At 57.2% G+C, this 25,967-nt stretch carries 48 protein-coding genes; 22 read left to right on the top strand and 26 right to left on the bottom strand.

Annotation, left to right across the window (positions count from 1 at the left end):
• Positions 1 to 2 precede the first annotated feature (2 nt).
• From C1M53_RS31340 to C1M53_RS31435, 24 genes are all read right to left on the bottom strand, one after another.
• The gene (locus tag C1M53_RS31340) at positions 3 to 1,028 is read right to left on the bottom strand and encodes a hypothetical protein (protein WP_129415915.1); all 1,026 of its coding nucleotides are present in this window, start codon (positions 1,026 to 1,028) and stop codon (positions 3 to 5) included.
• An 84-nt stretch (positions 1,029 to 1,112) separates the two neighbouring features.
• On the bottom strand, positions 1,113 to 1,352 hold the full coding sequence (locus tag C1M53_RS31345) for a hypothetical protein (RefSeq protein WP_129415916.1): 240 nt from the start codon (positions 1,350 to 1,352) through the stop codon (positions 1,113 to 1,115).
• Positions 1,349 to 1,510, bottom strand: a complete 162-nt coding sequence (locus C1M53_RS31850; protein ID WP_165358296.1) for a hypothetical protein — start codon at positions 1,508 to 1,510, stop codon at positions 1,349 to 1,351. The genes C1M53_RS31345 and C1M53_RS31850 overlap by 4 nt, the downstream gene beginning before the upstream one ends.
• An 11-nt stretch (positions 1,511 to 1,521) precedes the next feature.
• Entirely contained in the window at positions 1,522 to 1,944 is a 423-nt protein-coding gene (locus C1M53_RS31350) for a putative Ig domain-containing protein (RefSeq protein ID WP_129415917.1), read from the bottom strand.
• 2 nt (positions 1,945 to 1,946) lie between these two features.
• Positions 1,947 to 4,151 (bottom strand): phage portal protein, encoded by a 2,205-nt coding sequence (locus C1M53_RS31355; RefSeq protein ID WP_129415918.1) that lies wholly within the window; start codon positions 4,149 to 4,151, stop codon positions 1,947 to 1,949.
• Between the two features lie 12 nt (positions 4,152 to 4,163).
• Positions 4,164 to 5,693: a hypothetical protein gene (locus tag C1M53_RS31360; RefSeq protein WP_245488375.1), complete on the bottom strand. Its 1,530-nt coding sequence runs from the start codon at positions 5,691 to 5,693 to the stop codon at positions 4,164 to 4,166.
• Positions 5,677 to 5,946: a hypothetical protein gene (locus C1M53_RS31365; protein ID WP_245488377.1), complete on the bottom strand. Its 270-nt coding sequence runs from the start codon at positions 5,944 to 5,946 to the stop codon at positions 5,677 to 5,679. Before C1M53_RS31365 ends, C1M53_RS31360 begins: the two co-directional genes overlap by 17 nt.
• A 340-nt stretch (positions 5,947 to 6,286) precedes the next feature.
• Positions 6,287 to 6,481 (bottom strand): hypothetical protein, encoded by a 195-nt coding sequence (locus C1M53_RS31370; protein ID WP_129415920.1) that lies wholly within the window; start codon positions 6,479 to 6,481, stop codon positions 6,287 to 6,289.
• Positions 6,478 to 6,663, bottom strand: coding sequence for a hypothetical protein (locus C1M53_RS31375; RefSeq protein ID WP_129415921.1), 186 nt, complete (start codon positions 6,661 to 6,663; stop codon positions 6,478 to 6,480). The genes C1M53_RS31370 and C1M53_RS31375 overlap by 4 nt, the downstream gene beginning before the upstream one ends.
• Before the next feature lie 8 nt (positions 6,664 to 6,671).
• Positions 6,672 to 6,908 (bottom strand): hypothetical protein, encoded by a 237-nt coding sequence (locus tag C1M53_RS31380; protein ID WP_129415922.1) that lies wholly within the window; start codon positions 6,906 to 6,908, stop codon positions 6,672 to 6,674.
• A 528-nt stretch (positions 6,909 to 7,436) separates the two neighbouring features.
• Positions 7,437 to 7,973, bottom strand: coding sequence for a hypothetical protein (locus C1M53_RS31385; RefSeq protein WP_129415923.1), 537 nt, complete (start codon positions 7,971 to 7,973; stop codon positions 7,437 to 7,439).
• A 12-nt stretch (positions 7,974 to 7,985) separates the two neighbouring features.
• On the bottom strand, positions 7,986 to 8,225 hold the full coding sequence (locus tag C1M53_RS31390; protein ID WP_129415924.1) for a hypothetical protein: 240 nt from the start codon (positions 8,223 to 8,225) through the stop codon (positions 7,986 to 7,988).
• Between the two features lie 15 nt (positions 8,226 to 8,240).
• Positions 8,241 to 8,507 carry a hypothetical protein gene (locus C1M53_RS31395; protein ID WP_129415925.1) on the bottom strand — a complete coding sequence of 89 codons (267 nt, stop codon included), beginning with the start codon at positions 8,505 to 8,507 and terminating at the stop codon, positions 8,241 to 8,243.
• Complete coding sequence (locus tag C1M53_RS31400; protein ID WP_165358297.1) at positions 8,504 to 8,962, bottom strand: helix-turn-helix domain-containing protein; 459 nt, start codon at positions 8,960 to 8,962, stop codon at positions 8,504 to 8,506. The genes C1M53_RS31395 and C1M53_RS31400 overlap by 4 nt, the downstream gene beginning before the upstream one ends.
• Positions 8,962 to 9,210, bottom strand: coding sequence for a hypothetical protein (locus C1M53_RS31855; RefSeq protein ID WP_165358298.1), 249 nt, complete (start codon positions 9,208 to 9,210; stop codon positions 8,962 to 8,964). The genes C1M53_RS31400 and C1M53_RS31855 overlap by 1 nt, the downstream gene beginning before the upstream one ends.
• Positions 9,207 to 9,647, bottom strand: coding sequence for a hypothetical protein (locus C1M53_RS31405; RefSeq protein ID WP_165358299.1), 441 nt, complete (start codon positions 9,645 to 9,647; stop codon positions 9,207 to 9,209). The genes C1M53_RS31855 and C1M53_RS31405 overlap by 4 nt, the downstream gene beginning before the upstream one ends.
• A complete protein-coding gene (locus C1M53_RS31410; protein ID WP_129415928.1) occupies positions 9,634 to 10,365 on the bottom strand; it encodes a hypothetical protein in 732 nt (243 codons plus the stop codon). Before C1M53_RS31410 ends, C1M53_RS31405 begins: the two co-directional genes overlap by 14 nt.
• Positions 10,362 to 10,763 carry a RusA family crossover junction endodeoxyribonuclease gene (locus C1M53_RS31415; RefSeq protein ID WP_129415929.1) on the bottom strand — a complete coding sequence of 134 codons (402 nt, stop codon included), beginning with the start codon at positions 10,761 to 10,763 and terminating at the stop codon, positions 10,362 to 10,364. The genes C1M53_RS31410 and C1M53_RS31415 overlap by 4 nt, the downstream gene beginning before the upstream one ends.
• Positions 10,760 to 10,915 carry a hypothetical protein gene (locus tag C1M53_RS31860; RefSeq protein WP_165358300.1) on the bottom strand — a complete coding sequence of 52 codons (156 nt, stop codon included), beginning with the start codon at positions 10,913 to 10,915 and terminating at the stop codon, positions 10,760 to 10,762. The genes C1M53_RS31415 and C1M53_RS31860 overlap by 4 nt, the downstream gene beginning before the upstream one ends.
• A complete protein-coding gene (locus C1M53_RS31420; protein ID WP_207213057.1) occupies positions 10,915 to 11,349 on the bottom strand; it encodes a membrane protease subunit in 435 nt (144 codons plus the stop codon). Before C1M53_RS31420 ends, C1M53_RS31860 begins: the two co-directional genes overlap by 1 nt.
• The gene (locus C1M53_RS31425) at positions 11,350 to 11,754 is read right to left on the bottom strand and encodes a hypothetical protein (protein WP_129415930.1); all 405 of its coding nucleotides are present in this window, start codon (positions 11,752 to 11,754) and stop codon (positions 11,350 to 11,352) included.
• Between the two features lie 472 nt (positions 11,755 to 12,226).
• Positions 12,227 to 12,382 carry a hypothetical protein gene (locus tag C1M53_RS31865; protein ID WP_165358301.1) on the bottom strand — a complete coding sequence of 52 codons (156 nt, stop codon included), beginning with the start codon at positions 12,380 to 12,382 and terminating at the stop codon, positions 12,227 to 12,229.
• Positions 12,379 to 13,059, bottom strand: a complete 681-nt coding sequence (locus tag C1M53_RS32570) for a DUF2312 domain-containing protein (protein WP_129415931.1) — start codon at positions 13,057 to 13,059, stop codon at positions 12,379 to 12,381. The genes C1M53_RS31865 and C1M53_RS32570 overlap by 4 nt, the downstream gene beginning before the upstream one ends.
• On the bottom strand, positions 13,056 to 13,250 hold the full coding sequence (locus tag C1M53_RS31435; protein WP_129415932.1) for a helix-turn-helix transcriptional regulator: 195 nt from the start codon (positions 13,248 to 13,250) through the stop codon (positions 13,056 to 13,058). Before C1M53_RS31435 ends, C1M53_RS32570 begins: the two co-directional genes overlap by 4 nt.
• A gap of 74 nt (positions 13,251 to 13,324) precedes the next feature.
• Here C1M53_RS31435 and C1M53_RS32300 point away from each other — a divergent pair, with 74 nt between their 5' ends.
• Together C1M53_RS32300 and C1M53_RS31445 are read left to right on the top strand one after the other, a co-directional pair.
• Positions 13,325 to 13,735, top strand: coding sequence for a helix-turn-helix transcriptional regulator (locus tag C1M53_RS32300; RefSeq protein WP_245488379.1), 411 nt, complete (start codon positions 13,325 to 13,327; stop codon positions 13,733 to 13,735).
• 948 nt (positions 13,736 to 14,683) lie between these two features.
• Entirely contained in the window at positions 14,684 to 14,950 is a 267-nt protein-coding gene (locus tag C1M53_RS31445; protein WP_129415933.1) for a hypothetical protein, read from the top strand.
• Between the two features lie 87 nt (positions 14,951 to 15,037).
• Here C1M53_RS31445 and C1M53_RS31450 read toward each other — a convergent pair whose 3' ends face one another.
• On the bottom strand, positions 15,038 to 15,364 hold the full coding sequence (locus tag C1M53_RS31450) for a hypothetical protein (RefSeq protein WP_129415934.1): 327 nt from the start codon (positions 15,362 to 15,364) through the stop codon (positions 15,038 to 15,040).
• 101 nt (positions 15,365 to 15,465) lie between these two features.
• Here C1M53_RS31450 and C1M53_RS31455 point away from each other — a divergent pair, with 101 nt between their 5' ends.
• The 20 genes from C1M53_RS31455 (at position 15,466) to C1M53_RS31880 (ending at position 24,864) form a co-directional block, all read left to right on the top strand.
• Positions 15,466 to 15,798 (top strand): hypothetical protein, encoded by a 333-nt coding sequence (locus C1M53_RS31455; RefSeq protein ID WP_129415935.1) that lies wholly within the window; start codon positions 15,466 to 15,468, stop codon positions 15,796 to 15,798.
• Between the two features lie 43 nt (positions 15,799 to 15,841).
• Positions 15,842 to 15,985, top strand: coding sequence for a hypothetical protein (locus C1M53_RS31870; RefSeq protein ID WP_165358302.1), 144 nt, complete (start codon positions 15,842 to 15,844; stop codon positions 15,983 to 15,985).
• Positions 15,982 to 16,152, top strand: coding sequence for a hypothetical protein (locus C1M53_RS31875; RefSeq protein WP_165358303.1), 171 nt, complete (start codon positions 15,982 to 15,984; stop codon positions 16,150 to 16,152). The genes C1M53_RS31870 and C1M53_RS31875 overlap by 4 nt, the downstream gene beginning before the upstream one ends.
• Positions 16,149 to 16,895 (top strand): Rad52/Rad22 family DNA repair protein, encoded by a 747-nt coding sequence (locus C1M53_RS31460; RefSeq protein ID WP_165358304.1) that lies wholly within the window; start codon positions 16,149 to 16,151, stop codon positions 16,893 to 16,895. Before C1M53_RS31875 ends, C1M53_RS31460 begins: the two co-directional genes overlap by 4 nt.
• A gap of 1 nt (position 16,896) precedes the next feature.
• The gene (locus C1M53_RS31465) at positions 16,897 to 17,154 is read left to right on the top strand and encodes a hypothetical protein (protein ID WP_129415937.1); all 258 of its coding nucleotides are present in this window, start codon (positions 16,897 to 16,899) and stop codon (positions 17,152 to 17,154) included.
• A 99-nt stretch (positions 17,155 to 17,253) separates the two neighbouring features.
• On the top strand, positions 17,254 to 17,505 hold the full coding sequence (locus C1M53_RS31470) for a hypothetical protein (protein ID WP_129415938.1): 252 nt from the start codon (positions 17,254 to 17,256) through the stop codon (positions 17,503 to 17,505).
• 202 nt (positions 17,506 to 17,707) lie between these two features.
• Positions 17,708 to 18,079, top strand: coding sequence for a nuclease domain-containing protein (locus tag C1M53_RS31475; RefSeq protein WP_129415939.1), 372 nt, complete (start codon positions 17,708 to 17,710; stop codon positions 18,077 to 18,079).
• A complete protein-coding gene (locus C1M53_RS31480; protein ID WP_129415940.1) occupies positions 18,076 to 18,564 on the top strand; it encodes a Lar family restriction alleviation protein in 489 nt (162 codons plus the stop codon). The genes C1M53_RS31475 and C1M53_RS31480 overlap by 4 nt, the downstream gene beginning before the upstream one ends.
• Before the next feature lie 2 nt (positions 18,565 to 18,566).
• The gene (locus tag C1M53_RS31485) at positions 18,567 to 18,944 is read left to right on the top strand and encodes a hypothetical protein (protein WP_129415941.1); all 378 of its coding nucleotides are present in this window, start codon (positions 18,567 to 18,569) and stop codon (positions 18,942 to 18,944) included.
• Positions 18,941 to 19,186, top strand: coding sequence for a hypothetical protein (locus C1M53_RS31490; RefSeq protein WP_129415942.1), 246 nt, complete (start codon positions 18,941 to 18,943; stop codon positions 19,184 to 19,186). The genes C1M53_RS31485 and C1M53_RS31490 overlap by 4 nt, the downstream gene beginning before the upstream one ends.
• Positions 19,179 to 20,234: a hypothetical protein gene (locus C1M53_RS31495; protein ID WP_129415943.1), complete on the top strand. Its 1,056-nt coding sequence runs from the start codon at positions 19,179 to 19,181 to the stop codon at positions 20,232 to 20,234. Before C1M53_RS31490 ends, C1M53_RS31495 begins: the two co-directional genes overlap by 8 nt.
• A 215-nt stretch (positions 20,235 to 20,449) precedes the next feature.
• Positions 20,450 to 21,076, top strand: a complete 627-nt coding sequence (locus tag C1M53_RS31500; RefSeq protein ID WP_129415944.1) for a hypothetical protein — start codon at positions 20,450 to 20,452, stop codon at positions 21,074 to 21,076.
• A complete protein-coding gene (locus tag C1M53_RS31505) occupies positions 21,073 to 21,285 on the top strand; it encodes a hypothetical protein (RefSeq protein WP_129415945.1) in 213 nt (70 codons plus the stop codon). The genes C1M53_RS31500 and C1M53_RS31505 overlap by 4 nt, the downstream gene beginning before the upstream one ends.
• Positions 21,282 to 21,581 (top strand): hypothetical protein, encoded by a 300-nt coding sequence (locus tag C1M53_RS31510; protein ID WP_129415946.1) that lies wholly within the window; start codon positions 21,282 to 21,284, stop codon positions 21,579 to 21,581. Before C1M53_RS31505 ends, C1M53_RS31510 begins: the two co-directional genes overlap by 4 nt.
• Positions 21,582 to 21,761: 180 nt before the next feature.
• On the top strand, positions 21,762 to 22,064 hold the full coding sequence (locus tag C1M53_RS31515; protein WP_129415947.1) for a hypothetical protein: 303 nt from the start codon (positions 21,762 to 21,764) through the stop codon (positions 22,062 to 22,064).
• Positions 22,065 to 22,230: 166 nt separating this feature from the next.
• Positions 22,231 to 23,211: a site-specific integrase gene (locus C1M53_RS31525; RefSeq protein ID WP_129415949.1), complete on the top strand. Its 981-nt coding sequence runs from the start codon at positions 22,231 to 22,233 to the stop codon at positions 23,209 to 23,211.
• Positions 23,212 to 23,480: 269 nt separating this feature from the next.
• Complete coding sequence (locus tag C1M53_RS31530; RefSeq protein ID WP_129415888.1) at positions 23,481 to 23,771, top strand: hypothetical protein; 291 nt, start codon at positions 23,481 to 23,483, stop codon at positions 23,769 to 23,771.
• Between the two features lie 121 nt (positions 23,772 to 23,892).
• Entirely contained in the window at positions 23,893 to 24,108 is a 216-nt protein-coding gene (locus tag C1M53_RS31535; RefSeq protein WP_129415950.1) for a hypothetical protein, read from the top strand.
• Positions 24,109 to 24,398: 290 nt separating this feature from the next.
• Complete coding sequence (locus tag C1M53_RS31540; protein ID WP_129415890.1) at positions 24,399 to 24,653, top strand: hypothetical protein; 255 nt, start codon at positions 24,399 to 24,401, stop codon at positions 24,651 to 24,653.
• Between the two features lie 55 nt (positions 24,654 to 24,708).
• Positions 24,709 to 24,864, top strand: coding sequence for a hypothetical protein (locus tag C1M53_RS31880; RefSeq protein ID WP_165358292.1), 156 nt, complete (start codon positions 24,709 to 24,711; stop codon positions 24,862 to 24,864).
• A gap of 296 nt (positions 24,865 to 25,160) precedes the next feature.
• On the opposite strand, the gene C1M53_RS31545 is transcribed toward C1M53_RS31880, so the two are convergent.
• Positions 25,161 to 25,484 (bottom strand): hypothetical protein, encoded by a 324-nt coding sequence (locus C1M53_RS31545; RefSeq protein WP_129415951.1) that lies wholly within the window; start codon positions 25,482 to 25,484, stop codon positions 25,161 to 25,163.
• Positions 25,485 to 25,967: the final 483 nt, after the last annotated feature.

The raw sequence follows: 25,967 nt of genomic DNA on the forward strand, positions 1-25,967 counted from the left end.
AGCTAGCGTCCTTTGGTCAGTTCGAGGAGAAGCTCACCACCTGCTTCGAGTGAGCCGGTTTTGCTCAGCTTGGCCCATTTCTCTTTCACGTTGCGGGACTGCGCCTCGTTCTGCTCAATGCGACGCCCTGGCTTTTGCACCTGTGGGACGTTCTGCACTTTTTGCTGAACTTTTGGCTTCGCGGCCTGCAATCGACGGTATGCCATCGCGTCCCTTGCAAGGAGCAGATAGCGATGATCCTCGATCGCGTTCACATCGGCTTCGGAAAAGCCGTAGTGCTGTGCCGCTTGTTTGAGGTCCGCATTGAACTTCTGGTACTTCGCCTTGTCCTGAAGTTCCGGCATCTTGGCTCGGGCCGCTTCAAGTTCGGATATGAGCCGCTCACGACGCCCTTCATCCTCCTGCGCAACGCGCTGTTGCTCGGCTACCTGCTTGGCTTCGTGAAGCTGCTGTAGCTCGGCAATGCGCTGATCGTAGAAGGCTTTCTGCTGCAAGAAGCCGATCGGATCAGTCTGGATTAGAGACTGGTCCGGCTGCTGCGGCAGATGGGCCATTGCCAGTTGGATGGCGAATTCAGCGTTCTGTTCGAAAAATTGGGCCTTCTGCGTCAGATCTGTACGAAGGCCGGCCACCTCTTTCTTTTCGGTGGCTAGTGCCATCGTCTTCTGACGATAGTCGGCATCGCGCATATAGCCGTTGTTGATCTCGTCAAGCGTGACCTCCGTGCCGTCTTTCAGACGGATTTTCTGAGGTTGCTCAGGCTCTTCAACTTCGGGCTCATCGTCGGATTCCGACAGGTCAGGCTCTTCAACTTCGCCTTCCGGCTCGGTCTCGTCCTGCTCGCTCTCCAAGACCTGTTCCGTTTCGTCGCGCTCGTTGGCCTGGTCAGGCTCGGCAGCATCGGCTTGCGGTTTGGTATTGGCGGCCTCTTCCGTCCTTGGGTTGACGAAATTGGCCATCAATTCAGCGCCCTGATCAAGCGTCAGCGCGCCGGTTGAGTTCCCTTCCGGGTTGACTCCATCTTGCATGGTAAAAGCTCCATCGGGCAGTTCCACGGTGGGTTGACTGCGCTGGGACTGACGCGCCTCACGGCGGGCCTATTGCAGAAAGGATTAGCCTCGCTGCCCGGCAGATACCTTGCTGTAGGCTCGCAGGCCCACAATGGTGTTCTGCACGTCTCGTATCACACGGATGCGCTCCACAAGCGCCGCCATGCGTTTGCGACTCGCCCAAAAGGGCAAATCGACCATTTGTTCAAATGTCCGCTTCTCCATGTCATCGAAAACTGCACGCAGCCCTTCGCTATTCGCGAGAAATTCGAGTTCTGAAGAAGGGATGTCGGTCAGTTTCAAATGACTGTACCGCCCTGGCGGGAAAGGTCCGGCAGATGGCCGGCACCGCGCGTTTTGATCTGCGCATTGGTCATGCCACTGGCTACCGGAGTGCCGCCCTGACGAGTGATATCACCCATGAAACCGGGGCCAGCTGCTTTGAAATCGTTGTCGGTCATTGCAAGTCTCCTTACGAGATGACGAGAGTGAAGTTGGCCAGTTGTGCCGTGGCCGTCAGGTTGTCCGTCACACGAACCGACAGATTAGCGAATGAGCCAGTCTGTGTAGGCGTCCCGGACACGGCGCCTGTTCCGCTGTTCACTGAAATGCCCGTTGGCCACGTGCCAACCAACGAATAGACGTATGGCGTCTTGCCGCCTGTTGCTGTGGCGGTGAAGCCCGCATAAGCAACACCATTCGTTCCGGTCAGAACCGGCGTTCCACCGATTGCCAGAGCGTTGACGTTGCCGCCAGACCGAGCAAGGTCACACCAGATGCCAGGGCCATTCACGGCCATCTTGGCATTGGTCATGCCGGATTCGATGTTGCCGCCGACGCGGGCCATATCTCCAAGGAGATCCGCGCCGCCGTTTTTGAACTTCTCATTCGCCATCGCTATTGCTCCGGTAATTGCTGGCGCTTGATGTTTGTGTCAGCCTGCTTTTCCTTTACGGCTGCATCCATCACATTGGCTTGCTGTGTCAGTTGCGCTTCAAGCAGCATTTCTTCGCGGCGCAATTGGGCATTAAGTTCCGCGTCGAGACGCTTCTGTTCACGCTCTGCCGCAGCCTTATCGGCCTGCAACTGGATTTGCGCGGCTGCCTCTTCGCGTTCCAACTGAAGCCTAAGTGCAGCCTCTTCGCGTTGCGCCTGGAGCGAGGCTTGCGCCTTCTGCTGGTCAAGCTGAAAGCTCTGCTGTGCCTTTTGCTGCTCCACCTGAGCCTTTGCCATCTCAGCTTGGGCTTTCGGGTCAGGCTTTGATGCTTGTTGCTGTGCAAATTGCTGCAACTGCTCCGGGTTCACTTCATTGAAGTACCCGTCCGGCTCTCGAATGCCGGCACTTTCGACCATCTTGCGCAGTGTGTTGGCGTACTGCGTCAGGTTCACCACAGGGTTTTGCGGACCCATCTGCGCGAGGATAAGTTCCTGCTTGGCCGCAATCTGCTGAAGTACCATCAAGTCGCGATCGCGTGATCCCGAGCCCAGACCGACCGACACCGTTGCATCCATGTCCGCATTCCACGAACGCGGGTCCATGTTCACCCACTGGTTGCGCAGGCGGATCATTCGGGGCTTGTCCTGATAGCGGACAATCAGCTTGAGAATGCACTTGAACAGCCGCTTTAGGCCGATTTCAGCGATGTTCCGAGCGTAAAGCTCGTTCTTGGAGTTTGCCGCGCTCTGCCCTGCCTGGACACCCGCCGCCGTTTGGTTCTGGAGCGCTTCAGGGTCGAGCGCCATCGACTGCCGCGACACACCAGTACGCTTTTCAGCCACCTGATCCTGGTATTCCAGCATCATATAGGACTTGTCAGCGACAAAAGGCGTTTCCACCTCGCGAACCTGCCCAAGAGCGTCGACAAAGATTGTCCCGCCGATAGTGGGGTTGATCACCTCATCCGGGTTCTTGACGTTCTTCAGCACCACTTCGCGCTGTGGCGTATTGGTCAGATACAGATTGTCCAATGTCTGACGGGTCAGAACTGTCTTGACCTTGGCAACATCTTCCAGCTCATCAAAGAGCGATCGGCCGCGCCAAATATGCGCGTCTGGGTTCGGAACCACCTCGGCAAACGGTACTTCGTCCGTCCATTCCTCATTCGAGAGAATGTGGTGTTCGTCGGCTTCACTTCCTGAAATGCCGGCAATGACGATCTTGCGCCACTCAGCGTAGCCGTCGCCATCGTAGTCCAGCCGTGTATAGCATTCGAATACCTCGACCTCGACCATGAGCGGGTCGGATTCGAAATGGTTCTGATCGTACAGGATGCGATTCCAGCGAGCGACCTTTTCCGGCTGCGACTGGAGGTCATAATCAGGGCCGATACCCATGACGACTTCACGCTTGTAGCCGTCATCAATCAGGCTTTGCCGAGTGCGCAGGGAGCGATGGCAAGCGAAATTGGCGTCCTCTATCGAGGTAGCGCCTCGCTCGATCAGGAATTCCTCGGGGGGAAGCGCAGCTATGCGAAGGCTGTTTTCGTTGAACGTCCGCTTGATCTTCAAATCATGGCAGACATACGGCTGTTCGAAGACTTGTCCGGTCTGCGGATCTGTAACCTCTTCCGTCTTTTCCTCGACCGTGTGTTCGGTGACCTCAACGTCATCGTCGCCCACAAGCTGGATGAACGCATCCTCATCCAGGCCGGAATATTCCTCGAATTCGATGCGCTTCCCGGTCTCCCACCAGAATTTGTGAACTCCATTGCCGAACATGAGCGCGTCTTGGAACGAATTCCACAGCACGCGATACCCGTTGCATTCGCGCCAGAAAATGTAGTTGACGTAATCGCTCGCCTGCTTGGCAAAAGGCTCGTCCTGCGGCTCCTGCGGCTCGTAGCAGACGATGCTGTCGGAAGCCGCGAATACACGCATGAGAGATGGCAATATCCATCCAACATGGTCGGACAGGTCGCGCGACGTGACCTTTGAGCGCCCCTCACTCGCAGGAATGTCTCGCAGCTCGCCGCGATAATATTCGATGGCCTTGACGCGACGTTGCGAAAGCTCCGTCTGGTCGTACCCGATCGCGTCATAAACTTGGCTTCTGACGAACGCCGCTACCTTGGCGTCGTCAATTGCCGTCTTTTTAGAGGCCATATTGTCGCCCGCTTAGTAGATGCCGCTCGTGCTGCGCTTGGGAATGCGCAGTTCAACCACGGGCTCTGCGAAGGTCAGCGCAACCGCGTCCCACTCATCAGGGGAGCGAAGGCCGCGCTTGCGAATGTCTTCTTTGCTTTCGAGAACAACCCGCGTCAGGCTGTCATACTTGTAGCCAGGCGCGCAGGCATCCGCCTGCAACGCGTCCTCATCCGGGATATCGACCCCGCCTGGCTCTTCCAGCCAGTCTTTCGAATTGCCCCACATCTCGGCACGTCGATTGAGATAGCCGCCCTTGGGCCTGCCTGCTTCGTCCAGCGGTTGCGGCTCAAGAGGCGCCGACCCGAAGTTGATGGCCGTAACCTTGTCGCCGTATCCCATCTCAACGAGACGGTCATAGACCCCAGCACCGACGCCGCCCACATCGATGAACATCCTTGCCGGCTTGTCATTATCCAAGACCTGCTTGGCCCAGCCAGCCCCGGCCATAGTGTCGAGCTTTGCGCGGCTTTCGACCTTGATCACCTTGCGACCGCGACGGAATGCCATCGAGTGCCGGTCAGATCCTTTCCATGCCGGGTCGTACCCGACCACCAGCGGACCGCTTGGCGCCACCTCGTTCTTGCGAGCTTTCAGGACCAGAGACGCAGGAATGTAGCTGTCATGCCCAGTCGACTGGAATGCCTCTGCCGCTGTCGCCGGGTATTCCTGCTTGAACAACAGCGGATCCTTCAACTCAGCGATCTTGTTGCGGCGCCAAACCATTTGCTCAAGGTCGAGCCCGTAAGCGCCTTGATATTCGCGCTCTTCCTCATCCAGTTCGAAGCCGGACGGCACATCACGCCGATACTCAGCTTGCCAAAACCACGGAATGAAAATGGCGATGTAATCGCCTCTGCCCTTCTCTGCCTGCTGCCAGCGCTCGTGGAATTCGCCGCCAACACCGTTGGCCGTCGATTCCAGAATGACTTCGGTCCCCGGCAAGTCTGGGATGGCTTGCACAACACCTGCAAAATGCGTTGGTGCGTTTGGCCAGAATGCCACCTCGGAACCGTGGAAGAGCTGCACAGTCTGTGAACGGCCAGTTGCCTTTGCGCCTGCCGTGCCGACCGCGTAACCACTCTCCAAGACGTTGAAGTAAAGTTCCTTGGCGTTTGATGCTCCAGTCGATGGCCTTACAAGCGCGGGCACATGCTGGTGATAGCGATCAACCATCCCGAACAGATTGTTTGTAGCGTCCTGCTCATGAGTGAGGATGAAGCAGCGCAGTCCCTTGTTGTGCGAAACCTTGTGGTAGTACCGGCCACCAACGTAGGTTGATATGCCTTGTTGTCTGCCTTTGAGGACCAGCGCGCGAACCTTTCCGGTTTCCTCTCTCTGCGCCTCAAGCCTGGAATGCAGGTACGTTTGCGCTGTGTTCAGCGTGAAAGGCTGAATTGACCCGTCTTTTGCCCTTATGCGCAGGCATCGGTTTGCATAGTGAGCGAAGTCAGCCTTAAGGCGCTGCCGTATTGCGCGCTCTTTGTCACTCAAGCTCGCCAAGGGCGTCCTCGTGGGAAACTGCGACTTTCGCGTTCATCTCCACATTGGCCAATCGGGCATGGAGATATGGAGCAGCCTTTTCAGCGGCCCACCTGCGGTTCTCTGCGGTCTCCATCTCGTCCCGGAGGACGGACAGCATGAATTCAAGTGGCATAAGCCCCGATGCTTCAGCCTTGGCTGTTATCTCTGCCGTGCGCTTGTTCGGAGCGCCCGCCTTTCGGCCCGCGCCCTCGCGCTTGCCTCCGCGAGCCATGGGTTGATTTCCTATGATTGTTTTTCAGATGACGGGATCGCCATCCACGCCAATTCTCGCTCGACCATCTCTGTCAAGCGGACGCTAAAGTCTGGGTATTTTTCGACAAACGAGCACATGGCCGGGAATGGCGACATCCTGCCGATTTCATCGCAGAATTCCGGATCGTGCAGCCACATTTGATGCCATGATGGACAGCTATCGCCATCGTCAACAAACGGAGGCGGGCACCACACCTCACCACATCGTTTGCATGTCATACAGCCGCCCAATGATAGGATCGGGCTATGCTTGACCACCTTGCAGATGAAACGCAGGTAGGGACGCTTGCGAAATGGCATCACCCAAACTCTTCCAACCTGATGTTTACGCAAGCGTGCTTGTGGCCGGAGACATCTTTGATGCGACCGCGTGGGAACACCCGCCAAACGATGCCGCGATAGCCAGCTTTGTGATGCGGCTTCAGTTCGTAATCCTTCGGAAGGCCGCATGAATTGCGCTTCCGAACAAACATCATCCCCGGCTGCAGATTCATCCGAACTCTTCCAACTGCGCCGCTTCCGTCCTCAGCACCTCAACCACCTCACTCAGCTTCATGTGATGAGACATGAGCGAGATAGCGGCTTCCAGAAACGTGATGCTCGACCGGCGAAGGTATTCTGCCGTTGCCTGTTCTGCTTCACGTTCGATTGCAGATGGCTTGGGAGGGTTAGTCATTGCGCTTTTCACCAGCCGTGGCCGATGCAGGTATTCACCGGCCAACCATTCACCAAATGATCTGCCGCAGTTTGCGAGTGCGACGGCGTAGGTCCAATCTGGAGGCCCATACGCGATGGAACACCGCCGTAGAACGAGACTTTCGGCGTCACGCGCCCTACCCTACAATGACGGTAAACCTGATTGAGCATATTGGTGAAACGCCGCTCGCGCTCCTGTTCGTCAATGACGACCGTGTAGCTCATGGCGCTATCCTGATCATTTTCGTGAAGCCGCGAAGATGATGCGAGGCGGATACGGCTTGGCTCTGCGCGGGCCAGTCCCTCTTCCGTCCATTTACCGATCAAGTCGGGATTATTCGCAGCATCAATGGGACGCCGCCTCGCATCTCGTTGCCGTCATGGACGGCGAATGAATGGCACTCGGCCCGATTCGACTTGCCTATCGCCCTGGGGGCTATTCAAACAGCAAGTAAGGGACACCGAGATACCAACTCTGTCCGCTCTTGCGGAATTGGCTCCCCGCCGAAGCATGTCGCTCCGATTTCCGCAGCAGCGGCGATCGATTTGTAGATCAACGTCTGCTGCCGCTGATCCTTTGTCGATCCTTATGCGGAGATAACTAAAATTGGCTCCCCGGGGCGCACCCGCACTCTGCCGGGGAATGCTGCGATCTGCCTCTTCAGCCGGACGGGCCAAGAAAAGAGCGTTTTGCACACTGGCGCAAATCACCTGCATAGCAAAACAGTACTCGACGGGGTTCACCTCGTCAATTCATTTTCGCACAGCGACTTGCTTCTGTTGTGCATGATTTGCGTAACGCCACATCACGCTTAGATCGTCCAGAAAGCCCCGTAGCGCGTCCATCAATGAGAGTTGCTGACGCTTCCCGTCCACCAGTTCACTGATTTGGTAGCCCTCGCCACAGACCTGTGAGACCAGCTTGTAGCCTCTCTCCCCTAGCAACTCGCGGCAGCGCTTCAACTCGATCCCGGCTTGCATCTGTTGAAGATTTATAGGCTCAGCAATCTTGCCGCCGTCCACTGGTTCCTTGGTGTAGTCGATGGCGCCGGCTCCTTTCCCGCCCAAAGTCTCCCACAGCATGCGAAAGCGGGTCGCTGACAGGGCTTGCGCCTCATCCAGCAGTTTTCTGGCCACCATGCCGCCAACGGCACTTTCACGCGGATTGATGGGAACCTGGATAAACCGAGTGAGTGTTTCCGACTGCGCCGGAGACCACAGCGGATTCTGAACCGTCGCCAGCGTGATGATGCGTGGCTCTTGCTTCGGTTTGCGTCGTGCCTTTGCCATGCTGATCCTCGTTCAGTTGCCGCGCCGGATGGCTTGGACCACTTCGTCTGCGAAAATGTACAGGCGCTGCCCTCCGAACATTCGCTTGCGCCAAGATTCAACCACTTCTACACACCGCTCCCGCTCTGCCATGATGGCGAGGGCGACAGATTTGGCGCATTCATCGAATTGGGAAATTGTGCCATCGTCGATGGTCCAACCCGCAAGAGTGTTCTTAGCTCTCTGCATCACGTCTTCCGGTATCTCGCTCATCCGCTCTCTCCTCGTCTATTCTGATGGGGTTGGGCGATTGGTGGCGCAGGTGCAGGCGTCTGCCTCAGGTGTTCCGGGCCACACAAGCAGACCATCCCAATCCTGGCAGAAGTGCGCGCCGGGAACGGCTTGCATCAGGCGCTTGAGTTCGGCCCGATCATTGCGAAGCTCTGCGGCTAGCTGGGCATAGTCGGAATGGCGAACCCATTGACCTTCGCGGTCTTTGGCCATCCGCTGTTCCATGAGGTCGAAATCGAAGCGCTCAACCATGCTCTCGGTCATCGTGCGGCCTCCCTATCACGCTTGCGAGCAACTGCCCGAAGAGCGGCATTGCGACGGCGGGCAATGTTGATGTTGTAGCCAACCAGCGGATCTGCGCCGGTCGCCTCCTGATAGCTGGCGATGGCGAAGAGGACAGACGTATGATCCCGCCCAAACCACTTGCCTATCTGCGTAGAGGACAGCGACGGCTTGCGCTCTTTCACTCGGTACATCGCCTCGTTCCTGGCTGCGACGACAAGCGAAGTCCGCGTACTGTCGGCAATGTCGGAAATGCAGGCTCCGAGGCGTTCTGCAATTTCCTGAACGATGTCAATCGCCCACTGAGGCATTCCGCGATGGACGCACTTCTTCGTGCCGACGCGGCGCAATTCTGCGCGGCCTTTTTTGCGAGCCTCTTGGAGAAAGGACTTGGTGTAAATCCTGTTGAGGTCTTCGGGCTGTTCCTCGGTGAACATCAGCGCGCCACCTTCGAGTATGGATCTGGGAGATTGCGCATTTTGCTCCGCTCTTTTGTGATCCAGCGGAGAACTGTCGGTTCTTGAACCTCGTATCTCTCGGAAAGGCTTGCAGTATCCCATCCTCCCCGGCGCCACAGGTTGTAAGCCTGCCGGGAGCGCGAATAGCGAACCAAGTCCCATCCACGCGTTGAAAGGCTGTATGGAATATCGTCGGGGTCTTTGCCCGCATATGCGATGAGCGTCATGATTTGCTCCTGATGCTTGGCGTTTCGAAATTTGACGGGATTTCTAGATCGGGAAGATGAGCTACAGCCTCGTCTGTGATCCCGTATCGAGCGCGGATCTCGGCGCGTTCGGCCTCACCTGCCTCGAGCTTGTCTGCCTCATATCCTGCTGTGAAAGCCTTATATGCCTTCTGCTGCCGGGCGATTGCTGCCGGTGAGCGCTGGACATGAGCGTTGTTCTCGCGGCGTTCGTTGATGTACTGCATCTCGCGACGCTCGCGATCACGATGCCAGCGATGAGGCTTCATGGCTTCATCGCACTGCAAACGCAGTTCGGGAGGTGATGGGTAGAAAGCGTGGCCAAGACGCCCTCTGAGGATGGCGCGGCAGGCTTCTGAAAGGCCGTGTTTCGTTACCCCTTCGAGAGCAACGAAGTAACCGGCCTCATGAAGTTCCACTTCGTTGGTTTGCCGCGATGGCAACGAGTTCAAGGATGCCAGCGCCTTCAGCTTGTCCTGATCCGTGGCTATTGCCCAAACGTCGATCTGATTTGTCGGGAGGTTCATATCGAGATTGACCGGTTTCGAGACGATGGATGGCTAATTCAGCAACAGTGCGCGGAGGTCGAAAGGGGGGCGCTGTAGAGTGCCGTTGCGGCGATTGCGCTGGCGCGTCATCCCAACGGTCTTGGTTGAGCCACGTAGCCGGATTGCACCATGGCCGGTCGTCGGTCTTAGCGACGTAGCCGCGAAGCCCGGTGAGGATGGTTTCGAGGTCAGCGCGTTTGATGGCTTTGAGGAAAGCCTTTTCCGCGTCGCGCTTGCCAACTCGATTGGGGTAGATCGACCAAAAGGCATCGAAGCCAGCGGGGGAAGAGCCCCCTTTAGGGGGCGAAGGGGGAATGGAAGAAAGGGGTTTAGGAGAAGGGGGTATGGGGGAAGAACCTTCCGGGGAAAGAAGGTCTGAATTGGCGTCTGAAACGTCTTGATCGTCTGAATTAAGACGCTTTTCAGACGACTTCTTCTGATAGTAGCGCGCGTTGCGCTCCTGTCGTGCGGTCTTTGGCGCTGGAGCAGCAATAGAGGCGCTGGCAATCGTCGCAGCAGTGCGCCCGATAATCTCAGGATCGACGCCAGCACGGATCATATCCGCTATGAGCGCTGCAACGTCGCTCATGCTGCAAGCTCCTGCTCAGCAGCGCAGATCAGAACGACAACAGCGGGACCGTCGAGGTTGTCAGCCCATTTGGCGCGAACCTCTTCGGCAAGACTGTCGTCAACAACCACGCCAGCGGCCACCAGCGCGTCACTGACAGGCTTTATCGCGTTGTCGATGTCGCGAGCCCGCTTGCTCCTCCAATCGCGCTGTACGGCGATATAAAGCCGGTACGGGCCGGTGATCTTGCCAGGGCGTGCAGCAGCTATTTCCCATGCAGCAGCCTTCTTCCAGGCAGCATAGGCTTTGCTCTTGACGCTATGGACCTTGCCACCTTCATAGAAGTGCGAGCGCATGCCATTGGCAGACGGAGGCATGTCCGTGATTGCAATTCGGATGGCGCGCGCTGCCTCGCTCATAACACCAGCACGCTCCAGGCGAAGCAGAAGAAGATGAAGGCGGTGAGGAGAGCGGCAGCAGCACCAAGTCCGGCCATGACCAGAAGGTGCAGCCTGTCGGATGGGTCTGGACCGCGTAGTTCGTCGGCAAAGTCGTGTTCGAACGGGCGCATCACTTTGCACCAGGTGTTTTGCCTGCTTCGAGGATGGGCAGATTTGCTTCTGTCGGAACGTAGATCACGTCCCTGCCGTTCGTGCCGGTCTCCTGAAGCATTTCGATATAGCGCCAGCGAAGATAGCCTTCCGGTCCGCCAAGGCTGTCCGCGATGATCTGGTTAGCCTGAGCAACGCCTTTGGCGCGCTCTACTTCCGCCTTCGCTTCCAGAGAGGCTCCATCCAGCTTGGCCTGGGCTTCCAATACGCGGATGCGTCGATTGCTCTCGGCCTTCTTCAACTCAGCTTCGCCAGCCAATTGTTGCGCATAGACGTTGTATTTCGGATAGAAGTAGGAACATCCGCCAATGCTGCTGATGACCAAAACGCCAACGGCCATAACGCCGCCAAAAATCATTGAACCATCGCTCATCATTTCCTCCGTTTCGGCCACTCAATCGCGGCCAGCAAAAGTTCCTTCGCCAGTCGCTTGACTGCCCTGAGTAACCGCATGGTTGTTTGCCTTGGTGCCTAGCCGGCGTGCTTCAAGCGCGTCTGCTGCTGCTTCGGTGCGTTCGCAAACGAGGCCGTAGAGTTCGCGGCCCTTCAGAAGCGCGCGATATACAGACCCCTTCACATCATTCATCGTCTCGATCTTGTATTGCAGACGAAAGAGGTAGCTCGCGCTAACCCCGATCTTCCCCGCAAGACGATCTCGAATGACGTATTCCTTTTCCCGCCGAGATTTTGTCTCGGCCTCCATCAATTCATCTGCCCATAGAGCAGCTTCAATCAACGCCGTACTCATGTCAGCCCCGGAAAGTTCTTTTCCGATTTCGGAAATTCTTTTGTCGGACATGCGGTTTTTCCTTCGGTACTTATGTGTCCGTCACAAGTACTGACTTGGCCGGTTGATCCGGCGGAAAGGGCAAGGAAGTGGAACTGTGGAGCCAAGCAGCGTTTAGAGCTTTGGAAGAGTGCAAACGCGCTATGGATGCCAACAAGGAAAAGGCTTCGGAGCGCCTTCAAGGCTCCGAGAAAATTGGCCCGGAGGCGAGCAGCCGGGAGGGGAAAGCTACTCAAGCCTCCGGTATCCGCGCACGCGGGAGTAACGCGGGCGGATTGGAGAAGGATCGGGGAACGGTGTCCGGTTGTTTCCTGCCAGCCACCGAGCCCCTTTACGCGGGCGAAACTGACATGCCCAAAGATCGCGCGAGTGCGCCCCGCGTATTTAAAATACCCGTTGCCGTACGGGTGCTGCTGGGGAGGCGCAAAGTCCTCGTTCAGGCTTCCCCAGCAGTGTTGATTGCGCAGAACGATAATAGACGCGCTCATGCTGGAGCCCCGATAAGGAAAATCACCGAGGCATAAGCTGCTGAGACAACGGCCATTCTGACGAATGACCAGCGCCGTTCGTGGCCTTCGATGCCAATCAAGACTCCACCGAAAAACAGGGCGACCACATATGCAGCTAACTGCTGGGTCATGCCGCCCTCCCCGACTTGTTCAGCCAGAGTTTGGAGGGGTCGAAGCCGTCGCTGTACTCCGTGTAGGTAACGTCGCGAGGGTCTCTGGAAAGGGTGCCCGAGGCTTGTTGGGGGTTGGGGGCAGCCTCGGGCAGATCGGCATTGAGGGGGTAGACTGCCGATTGAGAATCGGGTGCCCGTTTAGCGTCCGGGCCAGACGTATTCCGCTCTACAAAATTCTCTTCGCTATTCCGGTTTTCTACGGGTCCGGTCCCGACATAGCCTTTTTGGCCTGTGTGACCTGCACGCGCCGTGCTGCCGTCTACATCTCCGTTCTCCACGTTGGCGCCATTGCTGCCCATCTCTCGGGGAGCGTGCCCGGCGGTCTTACGTTCTGGCGCTGGGGTTTCTTGCGTCTCTTTTGCCGTCTCCGGCTGTTCCTCGTACACGTGCACGCGAGAGCCGCCATGAAGAGCCGACCAGTACAGATCGAAAATGGCGTCACGTTCCTCGCGCTCGTTTGTGTCGAGCTTGCGCGTAGCGACACAGCGACGGATGGCCTTCACGTCATAGCCGTGGCCGCGTGCTTCCTTGTAGATTTCAGACTTGTCGCTGTTGCGGTCTCGGATGTCTTCCTCAACGCGCTCAATGCGTTCGATGAGCGAGCGGAGCAGGCCGGCGTTTACCGTGTCGGTCATGCCGCCGCTCCATGGTCAGGAGACTGCTCGCCACCATCCATCTGCAATAACAGCGCGCGGGCCGTGCCTTTCGGAGGTTGGCCATTCTCCCAACGCCAAACCGTCGAAAGATTCACGCCAACCAGGTCGGCCAAATCCTTCTGGGTAAGGCCACGGTTCTTGCGAATTTGCTTGATATCAAGAGCATCCATGGCTGCAAAATATGCGTTATGCACATCGATCCGTCAAGTCGAAATGCATACCGATAGCATGCAAAATGCACACCATGGATTTCGATGACAGACCAGAGTTTGCGAAACGCTTGGAGCAGGCGAGGACTCAGCGAGGCTTTCGCTCAGCCAAGGAAGCCGCTCGCTTCTTTGGCTGGACATATGAAACGTACATTCAACACGAGCAAGGAATTCGCGGCATCAGCCGAGCTGCGGCCAGATATGCTGAAGCCTTTCGCGTCAGCGAGGGCTGGCTGCTAACCGGGGAAGGATCTGGCGGCCCGGCACCAAAAGTAAGCGGTGAAACTGCTGTAAAGGACCTTCTGCGCAGCATCGATAAATTGCCGGAAGCAGCAATCAATCCGCTTTGGCGCTTGATTAGTGGATATCTGGAAGACGCCGCGCGATCAGAACCAAACCCTGATCGGGATTATATTGAACGCGCCAATCTCCACCGTGCAGAGTAGCCATCATTACGGCAACTTCCGCAATCACTCGCTTAATGCGCATCTCCGGATCAATAGGCGGTCCGGCCCCTACCGAATTTCGGATTCCTGCAATGATTTCTTCATTTCGCATGCGCTGCGGTTTAGCTACGTACTTAATCGCCATTCCCTGCCCCTCGCCTCAAGGAGTCTCATTAGAAGGCCCTACTACGAAGCAATTCCTTAGACGGTTGTCAAGAACGAAGAGAGAACATTGCTTCCCTCTTGTGGGCTACGGAAGAAAGGTGAACATTACCAGGAGGTGGGCTGCCTGTGCGGCGTTGCCGAGGGAGAGCAGAATGATTTCAAGAGTTCCACGATGGGTTATGTGGATCGCTCCTATTGCCTTTGACTTCGCCGTAGCGGCTATAATCATTTGGTTTTTAGGGCAGTTAAGCGGGCTAGAATATTGGCCTGGAACGATCGTCCTATTCGCTACAATCGTAGCCCTCCAGTTTGTGGCCGCATTGTACGGGGCGATAAAGCATTGGATTCTGTTTTTGATTTTTGACCGTGAGCGGGTTGCGCGCCATTTCAATAGAGCGCTGTACGAAAAAGAGATGCCTAGGGCTTTCCCGTTCGAAGACACAATGGAATATCTCGCTAGAGTTCAATCTGACGAAGACTCGTCTATGCCGCAACGACTGAATGCGTCATTTACTATGGGTGAGATGAGTGGGGTAAAGGCACTGAAGCCACTGACTTCATACCTGATGATCCTTTTTAGCTTCGACCGAGCACTCAGACGGTACGACTAAAGTCTCCCGCAATCTCCCGGAGCCCAGCCCGCCTCGCGCGGGCTTTTTCATGCGCGAGATTCGCACGCAGCGGGCAGCCGCACAAAAAATAGTATGCCTTTCGCATATTTTTTGTTGACCCCTCAATGTGCATTATGCATACTGCTCTCATCCTGAAACGGGAGAGAGACAAATGGCCCGCATCGCTTACTGCACCACCATCCGCGATGAACTGCTGAACATCGACGTTCTGCCAGACTTCGAATGTGAGGTTGTCGTTAGCGTCGAGCGCGACGGCTACATCGCGATTGATGCGGTCTACCGCGATGGCAAAAGCCTCGCTTTCGGCACTGAGTTCACCAAGTCGGTCGCGGCTGATGTCGCCAATCATGCCGAAATCGACCTGAACACCCCGGGCAATTTCTACCGTGAGCAGGCTTTGGCGAAGGAGGCGGCCTAATGCCACTCCTAGACCTCACCACAACATACCTAGCCCAACACCCTTGGCGGACCTGCCTTTTGCTGTGCCCCGCGATCTTGGCCGTGTTCAAGCTCTTCTAACCCCGAGGACAACATGAAAATCGACAAGCTCACCCCAGAGCAGGAAGCTCAAATCCCGGTCATCCGTGATGAATTCCTGCGCCTTGGTCTCTCCGCCGAGCCGGCAGATTTCGAAGCCGCTGAACAGGCAGTTAAAGACGCCTACGTGGTCGCCGGTCTTCAGCCTCCGAAGCTGTTCATTCGTCTCGCCTCGCCGCGTGAAGGCGCCATAGCCGCCGCGATCCTCAAGAACACGAGACTTGGCGAAAAAGTCGGGGCTCAGGTCGGGGATCAGGTCAGGGCTCAGGTCGGGGCTGCTTTCTACAGCCAGCATGAAGCCGGGTTTCTGTCGTTCTATGCCTACTTTGCAAAAGCGTGTGGCCTGGAATGCGCTCAGAAACTAGAGCCCCTGACCCGCATTGCAGCACACTGCGGATGGGTCTGGTTCTTCGCTGGCGCGGCAATCATCACGGACCGTCCGCGCATTCTACGCCGCGACGACCAGAACCGCTTGCATTGCGAGGACGGGCCGTCGGCCACAGCGAAAGCGGCCACAATCATATTCTCGGCAGTCATGGCGTCACGGTCATGGAGCGCACCCACAACGGCATGCGCGTTCTTCACGCGATCCTGCTGGAACCGGTCCCGCTCAAGCAGTCTGCGGGCGCTCCGCACCAGGAACAGACCGTCGAACCGGGCGAGTACTTCATCACCAACAACGTTGAGTACAACCCCTTCCTCGAACAAGCCCGCCGCGTCGCGGACTGATCGGCACCGGGGAGCGCAAATGCTCCCCGCGCTGGAGGCAAACATGTCGCCTTCCATCTACCAACACTACCCGACCGAGACGCTTGAACGCTGGATGGCCGCATGCGCGCGAGCAAACCAGCACGCCGAAGCCGAGACCATCCGGCAGATCATTTCAACCCGAGCAGCACGTGAGGAAGCGGCATGAGCCTGGATGCTTACCGTCTCCTGTTGGATGCCATGGAATACCGCCGTCGCGCGTACTCGACACTGCGCACCGGTCTTCCCGGCAGGATCATCCATTTCAAGGGCTACATGCGCCAAGCGATCAGCAAGTGGCAGCAGTACGCCGAATTGCGAAGGGCAGGACAGTGACCGACGAGCCCACGAAGAAAATCCACCTCGCCCAACTCAAGACGCCATTCGAACCGGACCGCGTTAGCTGGCGTGTCGGCAAGGTCTCTGGTGACAAGAAGAAAGGCATGGCCCTAGCCTACATCGACGCCCGCGACGTTATGCAGCGCCTTGATGAAGTCTGCGGCCCCGAGAACTGGCAGTGCGATTATCCGCACGCAGGTCAGAAGACCGTCTGCCGGATCGGTATTCGCATTGATGGCGAATGGATCTGGAAATCCAACGGCGCTGGCGACACTGACATTGAGAGCGAGAAAGGCGCTCTTTCCGATGCCTTTAAGCGGGCAGCAGTCCTGTGGGGCATCGGCCAATATCTCTACGATCTGGACGCCCCATGGGTGACGCTCGACACACGCACCGGCAATGACGGCAAAACATACGTTAACGGCATCGCGAAGCACGAGTACACCCGGCTTCACAAGCTCGTAGGCGGCCAGAGCAGCAGTCAGCTTCGCAAGGACGACGCCTGGACAAGTTTCCAGAACGACTTGCTTGGTTGCGAGACGGTTCTTGCCGTTGAGAACCTTTTCCGGGAGTTGCGCCGCGAAGGATGGGCAAATTCGTGGCTGCAAGAAGCCATTGACGCCTGCGCAGCTCGCAAACAAGCGATCATTGAGGCGCTGGACGACGAAGACCTGTCGAGGCTCCCACTCAATGACGCCTTACGCGCCTCCCTCGCTCAACACCCACTCAATGGAGGCTGACATGGCCTACGAACTTCGCGAGGGCCAAGGCTCTCTGTTTCGCAACGACAAGCGCGAAGGCGACAAACAGCCCCACGCGCGCGGCGAAGCTCTCATTGATGGCGTCCTCTACGAGGTAGCAGCTTGGACCAAGGAGGGCCGCAAGGGCAAGTTCCAGAGCCTTTCTTTCAAACCGAAGCAGGACCGCGCGAGGCCGCAGCCGGAGCCCGAAGACCGCACGAGCTACGGCACCCCCAACGAAGACGATCTTCCATTCTAAACGAGGACATTCATGCGCTTTCTTATCCGAGACGAAACGGTACATGCGGCTTTCGATATGTTGGAAAGCCATGCGCAGCCGGCAGCAGCGGCAAAGGCCATGCGCGAGCGTCGCGAAGACGAACGCAAGGCTACCAAGGCTCGTGCCTTCCTCAAGGCTACTGGCAGCGTAGCCGAGCGAGATGCGAATTCCATTCTTGACGAGGAATACCGCCAAGCCTGCGAGCGCTTCTATGCCGCCGTCGAGGCAGACGAAGAATTCCGCAATCAGCGCAGCAAGTGCGAAGCCATCATTGAGGCTTGGCGCACCTGCCAGTCCAATTTCCGGGCAATGGGAAAGGTCGCAGCGTGATCTCCCTCCGCGACATCCGACACCTACTCGAGACCTGGGCAAGCTGGAGAAACAAACAGCGCCTCTACCGCGCCTATCCAGAGCTTGAGGAAATCGACCGCAAGCGCGCTGAACACCGCAAGTCTCACAAGCGAGGCGTAGCCGTCTTGGATCGCAGGGCACGTGTCATCATGACCGAGGCTTTGCGGGAGGGGCGGCACTGATGGGCGCTATCTCTTCAAAGCTCCGCGCTAGCGCAAAGGGCCAAGCCTGCACTCTGGCGATCCCGCACGTGTGCAACCACGATCCTGAAACGGTCGTGCTGTGCCATGCCCCAAGCGAATTCAAAGGCATGGGCAACAAGTCTCACGACTTCCACGCCGCCTTTGGCTGCTTCGAATGCCACACGACGCTTGATCAGCATCGCTTACAGAACTGGGAAGAGTGCTTCTACTGGCTTCGGGGCATCCAGCGGACACAAGCCTACTGGTTCGAAAAGGGCTTGATGGTCGTGCCGGTCGATGCCCCGTGTCCCAAACAATCCACCAAGATCTTGCCGCGTCGTCACCCACTCACTGGAGCGGTCATCGCATGACACCCGAAACCTGCAACTCTCCTGAAACAGAAGAAGCTCAGGCGGTGAACGTCGCGCTCGCACCCTGCCCGTTTTGTGGCGGTACGAAACTACATACGCATAACCACTTTGTGCATTGCGATGAGTGCTTCGCGGATGGCCCTGAGTTCGACCATCGAGACGGGGCGGATTGCCGAACCCAAGCCATCGCCGCATGGAACCGCCGTGCCGCTCCCGCCCTCCCGCAAGACGTAGCGGCCCTGGTGGAGCGGCTGCGCGCCTATCCGCGCGATCGCAACGGCAACTTCGACATCCTGTCCTACACCCTGACCGGTGAAGAGGCCGCCTCCCTCATCCTCTCCCAATCCTCCACCATCGCAAGCGCGCGAGAGGTTATTGATCAGATCGCGGAAGGATCAATCGACGTTTCAGCGACTGCCATCATTGTCGGCTGGCCAACGGCTCGTACCGTTCTCGACGCCGCCCGAGACTGGAAGGAGCGCTGACAATGGCACACCTTTGGGAAGTCGATCACCCTTATTACATGACCGAAGGCAATTACTTTTCGAACGATTGCCACACCAAATATGCAACCTGGGACGGGTTCTTAGCTGAATTTGGCGACAGCGATATCGACTACAACTGGTTTGTTCGCTGGGACTGGCTTGAGGGAGAAGACTGGAACGCCGGTACGTATCGCGGTGACGACTACTATCGCCATGCGCGCTTCATGTTCCAGTTGATTGGCCAGCGGAAGGCAAAGCTTCTGTCCTTTGAAGTGGCCGTTTGCCGAGCTGATGAACCCGCAATTCTCGAATTTCTAAAACCACGATGGGACTACATGAAACTCATGTGGGAACCGATTTCTGAGGGGTCCGCACAATGACAGGGACAGTGAAGGCGCTGACCGAAGCGCAACTGCGCGCATTGAAGGCCATGCCGTTTTCGTTCGCCACCTGGGGCGGAAAGCTGCAAACCCGCCTCCCGGACGGCGTAACTCGCCCAACCCTTCGCATCCTTCAAAAGAACGGCCTCGCCAGGACAGAGCGCGATCGCGCGGTCTGGAAATGGTCAATCACAGAAGCCGGGCGTGCGGCTCTCGCACAAGAGGAGCAGAAGCATGGTTGATCGTTATCACATCACTGGTTGGAACAACGAACAAATCGAAACCCAGGCCGAGGATGGCGAATGGGTTCGCTATGCGGATCACGTCTCAGCCCTCACGGCTTCCGCCAGTGAGCCGATGACAGAGCAAGAGCGTCATCTACTCTTGCGGATGTTGTCGGCGTTCGAACAGAGCCACGTTGGGCAAAAGGCGTCGGTTGAGCTTGCCCACGAACTTCGCGCCGCGAATAGGCTGATAGCTCGCCTCACCGCTGCCTCCCCCGTCCCCGCCAGTGAGCCGGAACCGGTGGCGTTCAGGGTTGTTGCCGAACCGAACTTGCCGTGGTCGTTCTACCGAAAGCGGGAAGAAGCCGAGCAGGCCGCAAAGAACCTGCTGATGTATCGCAAAGGCTGCACCAGCGCGCGCGTTGAACCCCTCTACGCCAACCCCGTCCCCACACCACCGCTTGATGTTAACGAACTGCCATCCGGTGCAACTCAACCGTCTTTGACTATCGCAAATTATAGCCAAGCCACACCAGACGGGGCGGTGAAAGCCTGCCAAATCTGCGGCGGACCTCACGACAACGATATGCTGTCAGACATATGTCAGGACTGCGAGTCATCTGCACCGTGGAGGAACGACGCCCTATCCGCCGCCCTCGAAACACCGTGGCAAAAGCCGGGAAGAGCCGCACAAGCACAGGCCGGAGAGAAACCGGACTTCCCTGCGGATGAGCAATCAGGCGAGACCAGCCACGGCGCGGCGGGTTTTGAAGCGGCATGGTCGAATTGGTGGAAGGACATAGAGCCGTCTCGATATTCCATGAAGGAAGGCATTGCATCGGATGCGTTTCGTGCCGGGTGGGAAGCTGCCCATCCGGCTGATGGATGGCGGAAACTGCACGGCCCATATGGATACCCCATCAAGCCGCATGGACTGAACGAAGAACACTGGTTTCTGGCTCTCCAGCCGTCCAGTGCAAAGGATGAGACCAGCGTTCCGTTATTCACCAAAGATGAGCAGGCTCTTGGTCCCGCCGCCCCAGCCGCCAAACCGGAGGGCGAGTGAGATGGCGAAGCCACAAAATTCAGACGAATTCGACGCGCTCGTAAAGAGAGCCGTTGCGCGCTACAAGGCATTGTCTCCAGAGAGAAGAAGGCACACGACGAAGCTCAGCGGGCTTCGTGGGTTCGCGGCATGACATCCCGTTGCGAACACGACGTTGTCGATTTCGAACAATGCCAAGAATGCCGCCGCGAAGCCCTCAAAGCGGAGGATGGGCGATGAGCCAGCTTTCCGACTATCAGCGCATCGTTGAGCGCCCGCAAAAGGCTGCATACGACGCCCGCATAGCCCAGCTAGAGCGCGAGCTTGCCGACATCAAGGAAGCGCTGGAACTCGGCAAGCCATTCGGCTTCGATCCCGCAACCGGCTTCATTCAGGCCGATGACGGCGGCTCTGGTGACCATTGCGTGTTCTATGTGCCCAAGATCGAAGCAGTGCGCGATCTTGCCGAGGCAAGGGCGATCAATGCCAACCTCATGGGTGATGACGAAAATAAGCCTCGCTACACCACCAAAAGGTTGAAGCAGGAGATTGCAAAGGCCGTAGCAGCCGCCGAAGCCGAGCGCGACCGCCTCGCCGCAGAGGTGGAGAGGCTGAGCGCCAGCGCAGACATCCGCGACCTCAAGGAACATTGGCATTCGTTCTGCGATGCAGACCCGTTCGAAGGCGGCGACACGTTTGCTGAGCGGATGGAGGCTCGTGGACTGATCGAGCTTGTCGCCGTCACTCAAGATGCTCTTGAAGATGGGTTCGCAACCGAGCGTGGAATAATGCCCGGTGGCTCTATGTGGCAGCTAACCGAGGCGGGCCGCGCCTCTCTCCAGGCAGGGGAGAAAGGGGAATGAGCGAGCGAAACCTGAACCCACACGCCGAGGAGCGGCTGGCAATGGCGCTGTGGAGCGAGGATTACGCCTTCAAGCAGCGCGGCGGCTCTATGGACTTCTGGGATAGCCGAACGCCAGCACAGAAGGCGCTGTGCGTTCAGATCGTCACCGGCATTCTCGACGCGGTTGAAAAGAATGGCCGCGCCCATCCATCAGGAGAGCAGCCATGACGGCAAGGGATGTGCTGGAAAAGTGGCTGGCTCGCTACAGTTTTCCGAAAGGACGCTCGGATAGCCTTATGCGAGATCTCGCCGCAGCCGGCTACTCCATAGTCCATGAGAGCGAGATACATGGGGCGACGAAGCGGCGGATAGCCGAAGAAGCCGATGCATTCGCAGATCAGCATGACACAGCCGCTATCCAGGCAACTGTGGTCGAAGCTATCTCGCGTTTTCGAGGTGGAGAAACGGCGTTGAGACGGTTTGCCGATTCAGTCCGCGCCCTTCCAGATGGAGGGGTGGAATGAGCGATCGCTACTCTTGGCACGTATCTCGACCCGATAGCCCATGCACTGACATTGTTCTGCGTCGGTTCGGTCGCCTTCATGAGAAGCCCTGCCGGAACCCGCAAACACTTACGTGTGCGCTTCCTGAGTGCCAGTATGCCAATGAATGCCAGTCTCTCCGCGCACTACAGGGGAAAGCCGATGAGTGAATCGCACATCCTTTTCCCAGACCTGAAGCCGTTGCCGTGCCATCGCGACAAGAATGGCCGCGAGATCAGGTACTGCAAACTACAGCACGATAACGGCAAGATTTATGACCTGTTTGGGACGGGAAAGAAAATGCCAGGAGATGGCGAGACCATCATGGTCTGGACGCCGGACAACAAACTGGCAATTGTAAACACCAAAGATATCGTGGTCTACGCAGGCGACAATCGAGGCTTCCTTATCGGGCTTTTCATTTTTCTGTTTCTTCTCGCGCTTGCTGTGTTGGGAGGCTTCTGATGAACAGAGGATTTGTCCCCAAGGTATACACACCAGCTGCGCTTGCAGAGCGCTGGGAGTGTTCCGAGCGCCATGTGCGCAATATGATAGAGACCGGGGAGATTCAGGCGTTTCGACTTGGCGAGAAGCTCCTTCGTATCCGAGCCGAAGTCGTGGAGGCTTTCGAATGGCAGAGTGGCGAATTACCAGACTCAGTGGAGAACTCTGCCTCACTTGGGACGAAGGCAACATCCGGCGCCGTTATCGACTTGGAACATCAAATCCAAAAGAGGCGGCCCGCATCGCCCCGTCTCGATTTGCGGAACTCACGCGCCCGCGAGGTACCACGGTAGGCGACCTTTGGGCGGCCTACTGTCTGGACAAGGCGGGCCGCTCTGTCGTCACGACAATGGGCTACACTTGGAAGGCTCTGGAGCCGCATTTCGCCAACATCGAAGGCGAAGCGGTGACGGTCGCTGATTGTCGCGCTTACACGGATCAGCGGCGAAAGGCGAAACGCAAAGACGGCTCAATCCATACCGAACTTGGCCACCTGCGTTCAGTGCTGGTCTGGGCTCAAAAGAATCGCCTTATCGCTCACGCGCCTCATATCGAGCGTCCGTCGAAGCCTGAGCCAAAGGAAGGCTACTTGACGCGAGGCGAAGTCGCCCTGCTTCTCGACGCCGCGAATGTTCCCCATATTCGACTGGCCATTCGGCTTTTGATCGCGACCGGGGCTCGAAGCGGCGCGGCGCTGGAACTGGTCTGGGATCGCGTGGACTTCAAGACGCGAATGATCCAGCTGCGCAACCCGTTCGACAAAGCGAAGCGAAAAGGGCGCGCGACTGTGCCTATCAATGACTCTCTACTCGCTGCTTTGCAGGAGGCCAGAGAGGCCGCTCTATCGCCCTACGTTGTGGAGTGGGCAGGCGGTCGCGTGAAGTCGATCAAGAAGGGCATCAAGACAGCCGGAGAAGCGATAGGCCGGCCCGACGCCTCTCCGCATATGCTGCGGCACTCTGCGGCGGTTTGGCTCGCTGAAGACGGACATTCGATGGATGAAATCGCGCAATTCCTGGGACACGAAAACAGCCGGATCACGTTCAAAACGTACGCGAGATACTCGCCAACCTACCTGCGGCGACTCGCAGCCTCATTGGAGGTGTAGGTTTCATGAACCGCTGGAGCGCTTCGCAAAACGCTATGAAAAAACGGAATTATAGTGTAATATCAGAAGGTTAATGGTGGGCGATGACGGGCTCGAACCGCCGACATCTTCGGTGTAAACAATGCTCCCTACCCTGAACTGTGAGCTTTTCCGGGAAAAGAGCACTTCGCAGATGGACGTTTCAGGCGACATGTTCCGCGTGCGTTCCACTTTTGAGGTTCGGCGTGCCAAAGAGCACTTCGTAACGCCTTGGTTCTAGGAGATGAAAGATGGCTGACGAAGAGATGATTGAACGAGTTGCGCGGGCTATCCATTTCCGTGGTGACGATCAAGGCGACGATGCCTGGAATTATTGCCAGAACTCGTTGAGGGTGCTGGCGCGAGAGCAGGCACGCGCTGCGATAGAAGCTATCCGCTCAGATGGCGCGGCGGGCTATCGCGTGAAGAACACCGTAGGGATGGGGGAATACTCATTCTACGAATATCTGCATGGCGCCGTTCCTCACTCGCAGGGCAACGGAAATCCGGTAGAGTTTCTTTATGTGCTGCCTTCCAAATGAGCCCCTACCGCCATCAGCAATGGCCATATGCCTTCATAGTAGGCGTGGCTGTCGTGTATCTGGTGGGGTATGTCGCGTGGAAGGCGATTCACTTCCTGTTATCGCTGGGATAGAATGCACAATGGCCGAAGATACCATCTTCCGTTTTGCTCTTGCCAACAAACTCGCTCGTATTAAGTACGGCGCCTCAGAGATTGTCAGCCGCAGTGATGCGCAACGAGCGTGGCCACCAACAGGCGATCATGACACTTCTGACGAAGGCGCTTTTCGCGCCATGGCGCTTGCGCACGGCGGCCATAGCCAGAGACATCCTACACGACGAAAGAGCGCATTCTGAACGATTTGGACCTGTCGTTCTCGGTTCACCAAGATTTGAGAACAGGCGATTGGATTATCCATCGAACCGCATCAGCGTGCCCCAAATGCCATGGGCGTGGGTCATTTGATGTTCAAAGGATGGTCACTACGGAAATCGGCCCGGCTGAATATCTGTCTGACGAAATTGTCAGCGTCCGCGATAGGCAGGCGTGTGATTGCCAATCCACCCCATTGCGAACGTAACCGGAACATGCAACCCTTATCGTCCGGGGTGTGAAACTTCCTTGGTGGGGACACTGAGGCGAGCAAATGGGCATACGAACGAACGCAATCCACGACTTCAACTACCAGATCCACATGCTCGATTCGCACGGGAAAGTGTTCGAAACACTAGCAATGGCCAACAACTTCGAGGTAGCCAAGGCTGCTTTTGAGGCGTCCTTGGCCTCCCGGACTTGGTGCACCATCGAACTTTGCAACGGCGGCAAAATTATCGAGCAAGCCACGACAGGCGGCTACGATATCGAGACAAAGACAGTCCCGATCTTGAATAGGCGCAAATGAGCGCTACTCTGCCGAAATGGCGAGGAAAGCACGCAAGATAGGCGTAGGGGATGTGGTGACGCTGCAAGCGCGAGTAACAGGCGTTGGCGTCATAGACGGCTATATCACCGTCGAGATCAACGGGCAGAAGCAGACGATACCGGAAGACTTGTCCGAGATAATCGACGTGAAGCCGTTCAATCCGGCTGACGTGTATAAGCGGGTGAGGTGATTATTCTTCCTTGGCCGGCCTAGCTTGCCAAGCCTCTGCCGCGCGCTTGAGAGCGCCGGCTACCCACCATGAGACGAAGGCAGCGAGACAGGCGGCTGCAAAGAGCCCTTCCCCGTCTGTTGAGAATCCTGCCTTGTCCTGAACATAGGGGGCGAATGCAGCACCGCAAATAAGCGCTGCTGTCGTGCGGCGGAAGAAACCGCGAATAGTGCGAGGAGGGACAAACACCAGGGCGACAACAGCACCAGCTATCGACCCGGCAGCTTTAAACATCATTGCGCTTATCAATTCTGGCGTCATTTGACTTGCCAGAACGGAGGGTGGTTTCTTTTCGAGAATAGAGCGCGAGCGAGACCAAAAAGCCGGCGACCCCGATAGCTGCCAGAACGAAGCCGAGCATAGCCAGCCCTATCCATGATGCCGGTAGCGGCGATGAGCAGAAGAGCTGCGGCATTGACGACCTCAAGACTTACGGCAAAAAGCAGCTGGGTTTTGATGATGCCTGCCAGATAGAGGATATCGAGCAGGATCATGGCATGGAACATGTTCCACGTGCGCAATTCCCAACGCTGCTGGGCGAGCGAATAGATGGCCAAGCAGATAGCCAGATTAGTGGCCATGCCGTATGCAGCCCCATAGGGAAGCCCAGCATTGTGCCACCAAGCCGACGTGACATAGGAGAGCGCGCCGAGTGCTATCCAGAAGACGGCGCGCGGTAGGTGCCAAGCACAGGCGGCGGCAAGTACCCGCCATTGTGATCAGCGTCCAGTGATACCATTCAAGCATCAGCGACCCGCCGTCCATTGTCCCGATCGGAGCGAATGGCGCTAGAACAGCGTATTCACCGCCGACATCGCATTCGGCTGCCTTGGCCCTTCAGTCGCTTGCTTGTGAAGCGGATAGATTTCCTCCTCAATGGCCGCGATTTGGCCGGCGAGGCGCCCCCATTTTCGAAATCATCACCATGGCATCGGTGCCATTAGGAATTGATGCCGGCCTGATAGGCTTTCTTCAGAAGATCCTCGAATGCTGCGAAATCACCGGCGCGCCAGGTGAAGGCGCTTTCGGCTGTGCCAATTCTCTTGGCCGCCTTCTCTACAATT

Source organism: Mesorhizobium sp. Pch-S (assembly GCF_004136315.1).
GTDB lineage: Bacteria > Pseudomonadota > Alphaproteobacteria > Rhizobiales > Rhizobiaceae > Mesorhizobium.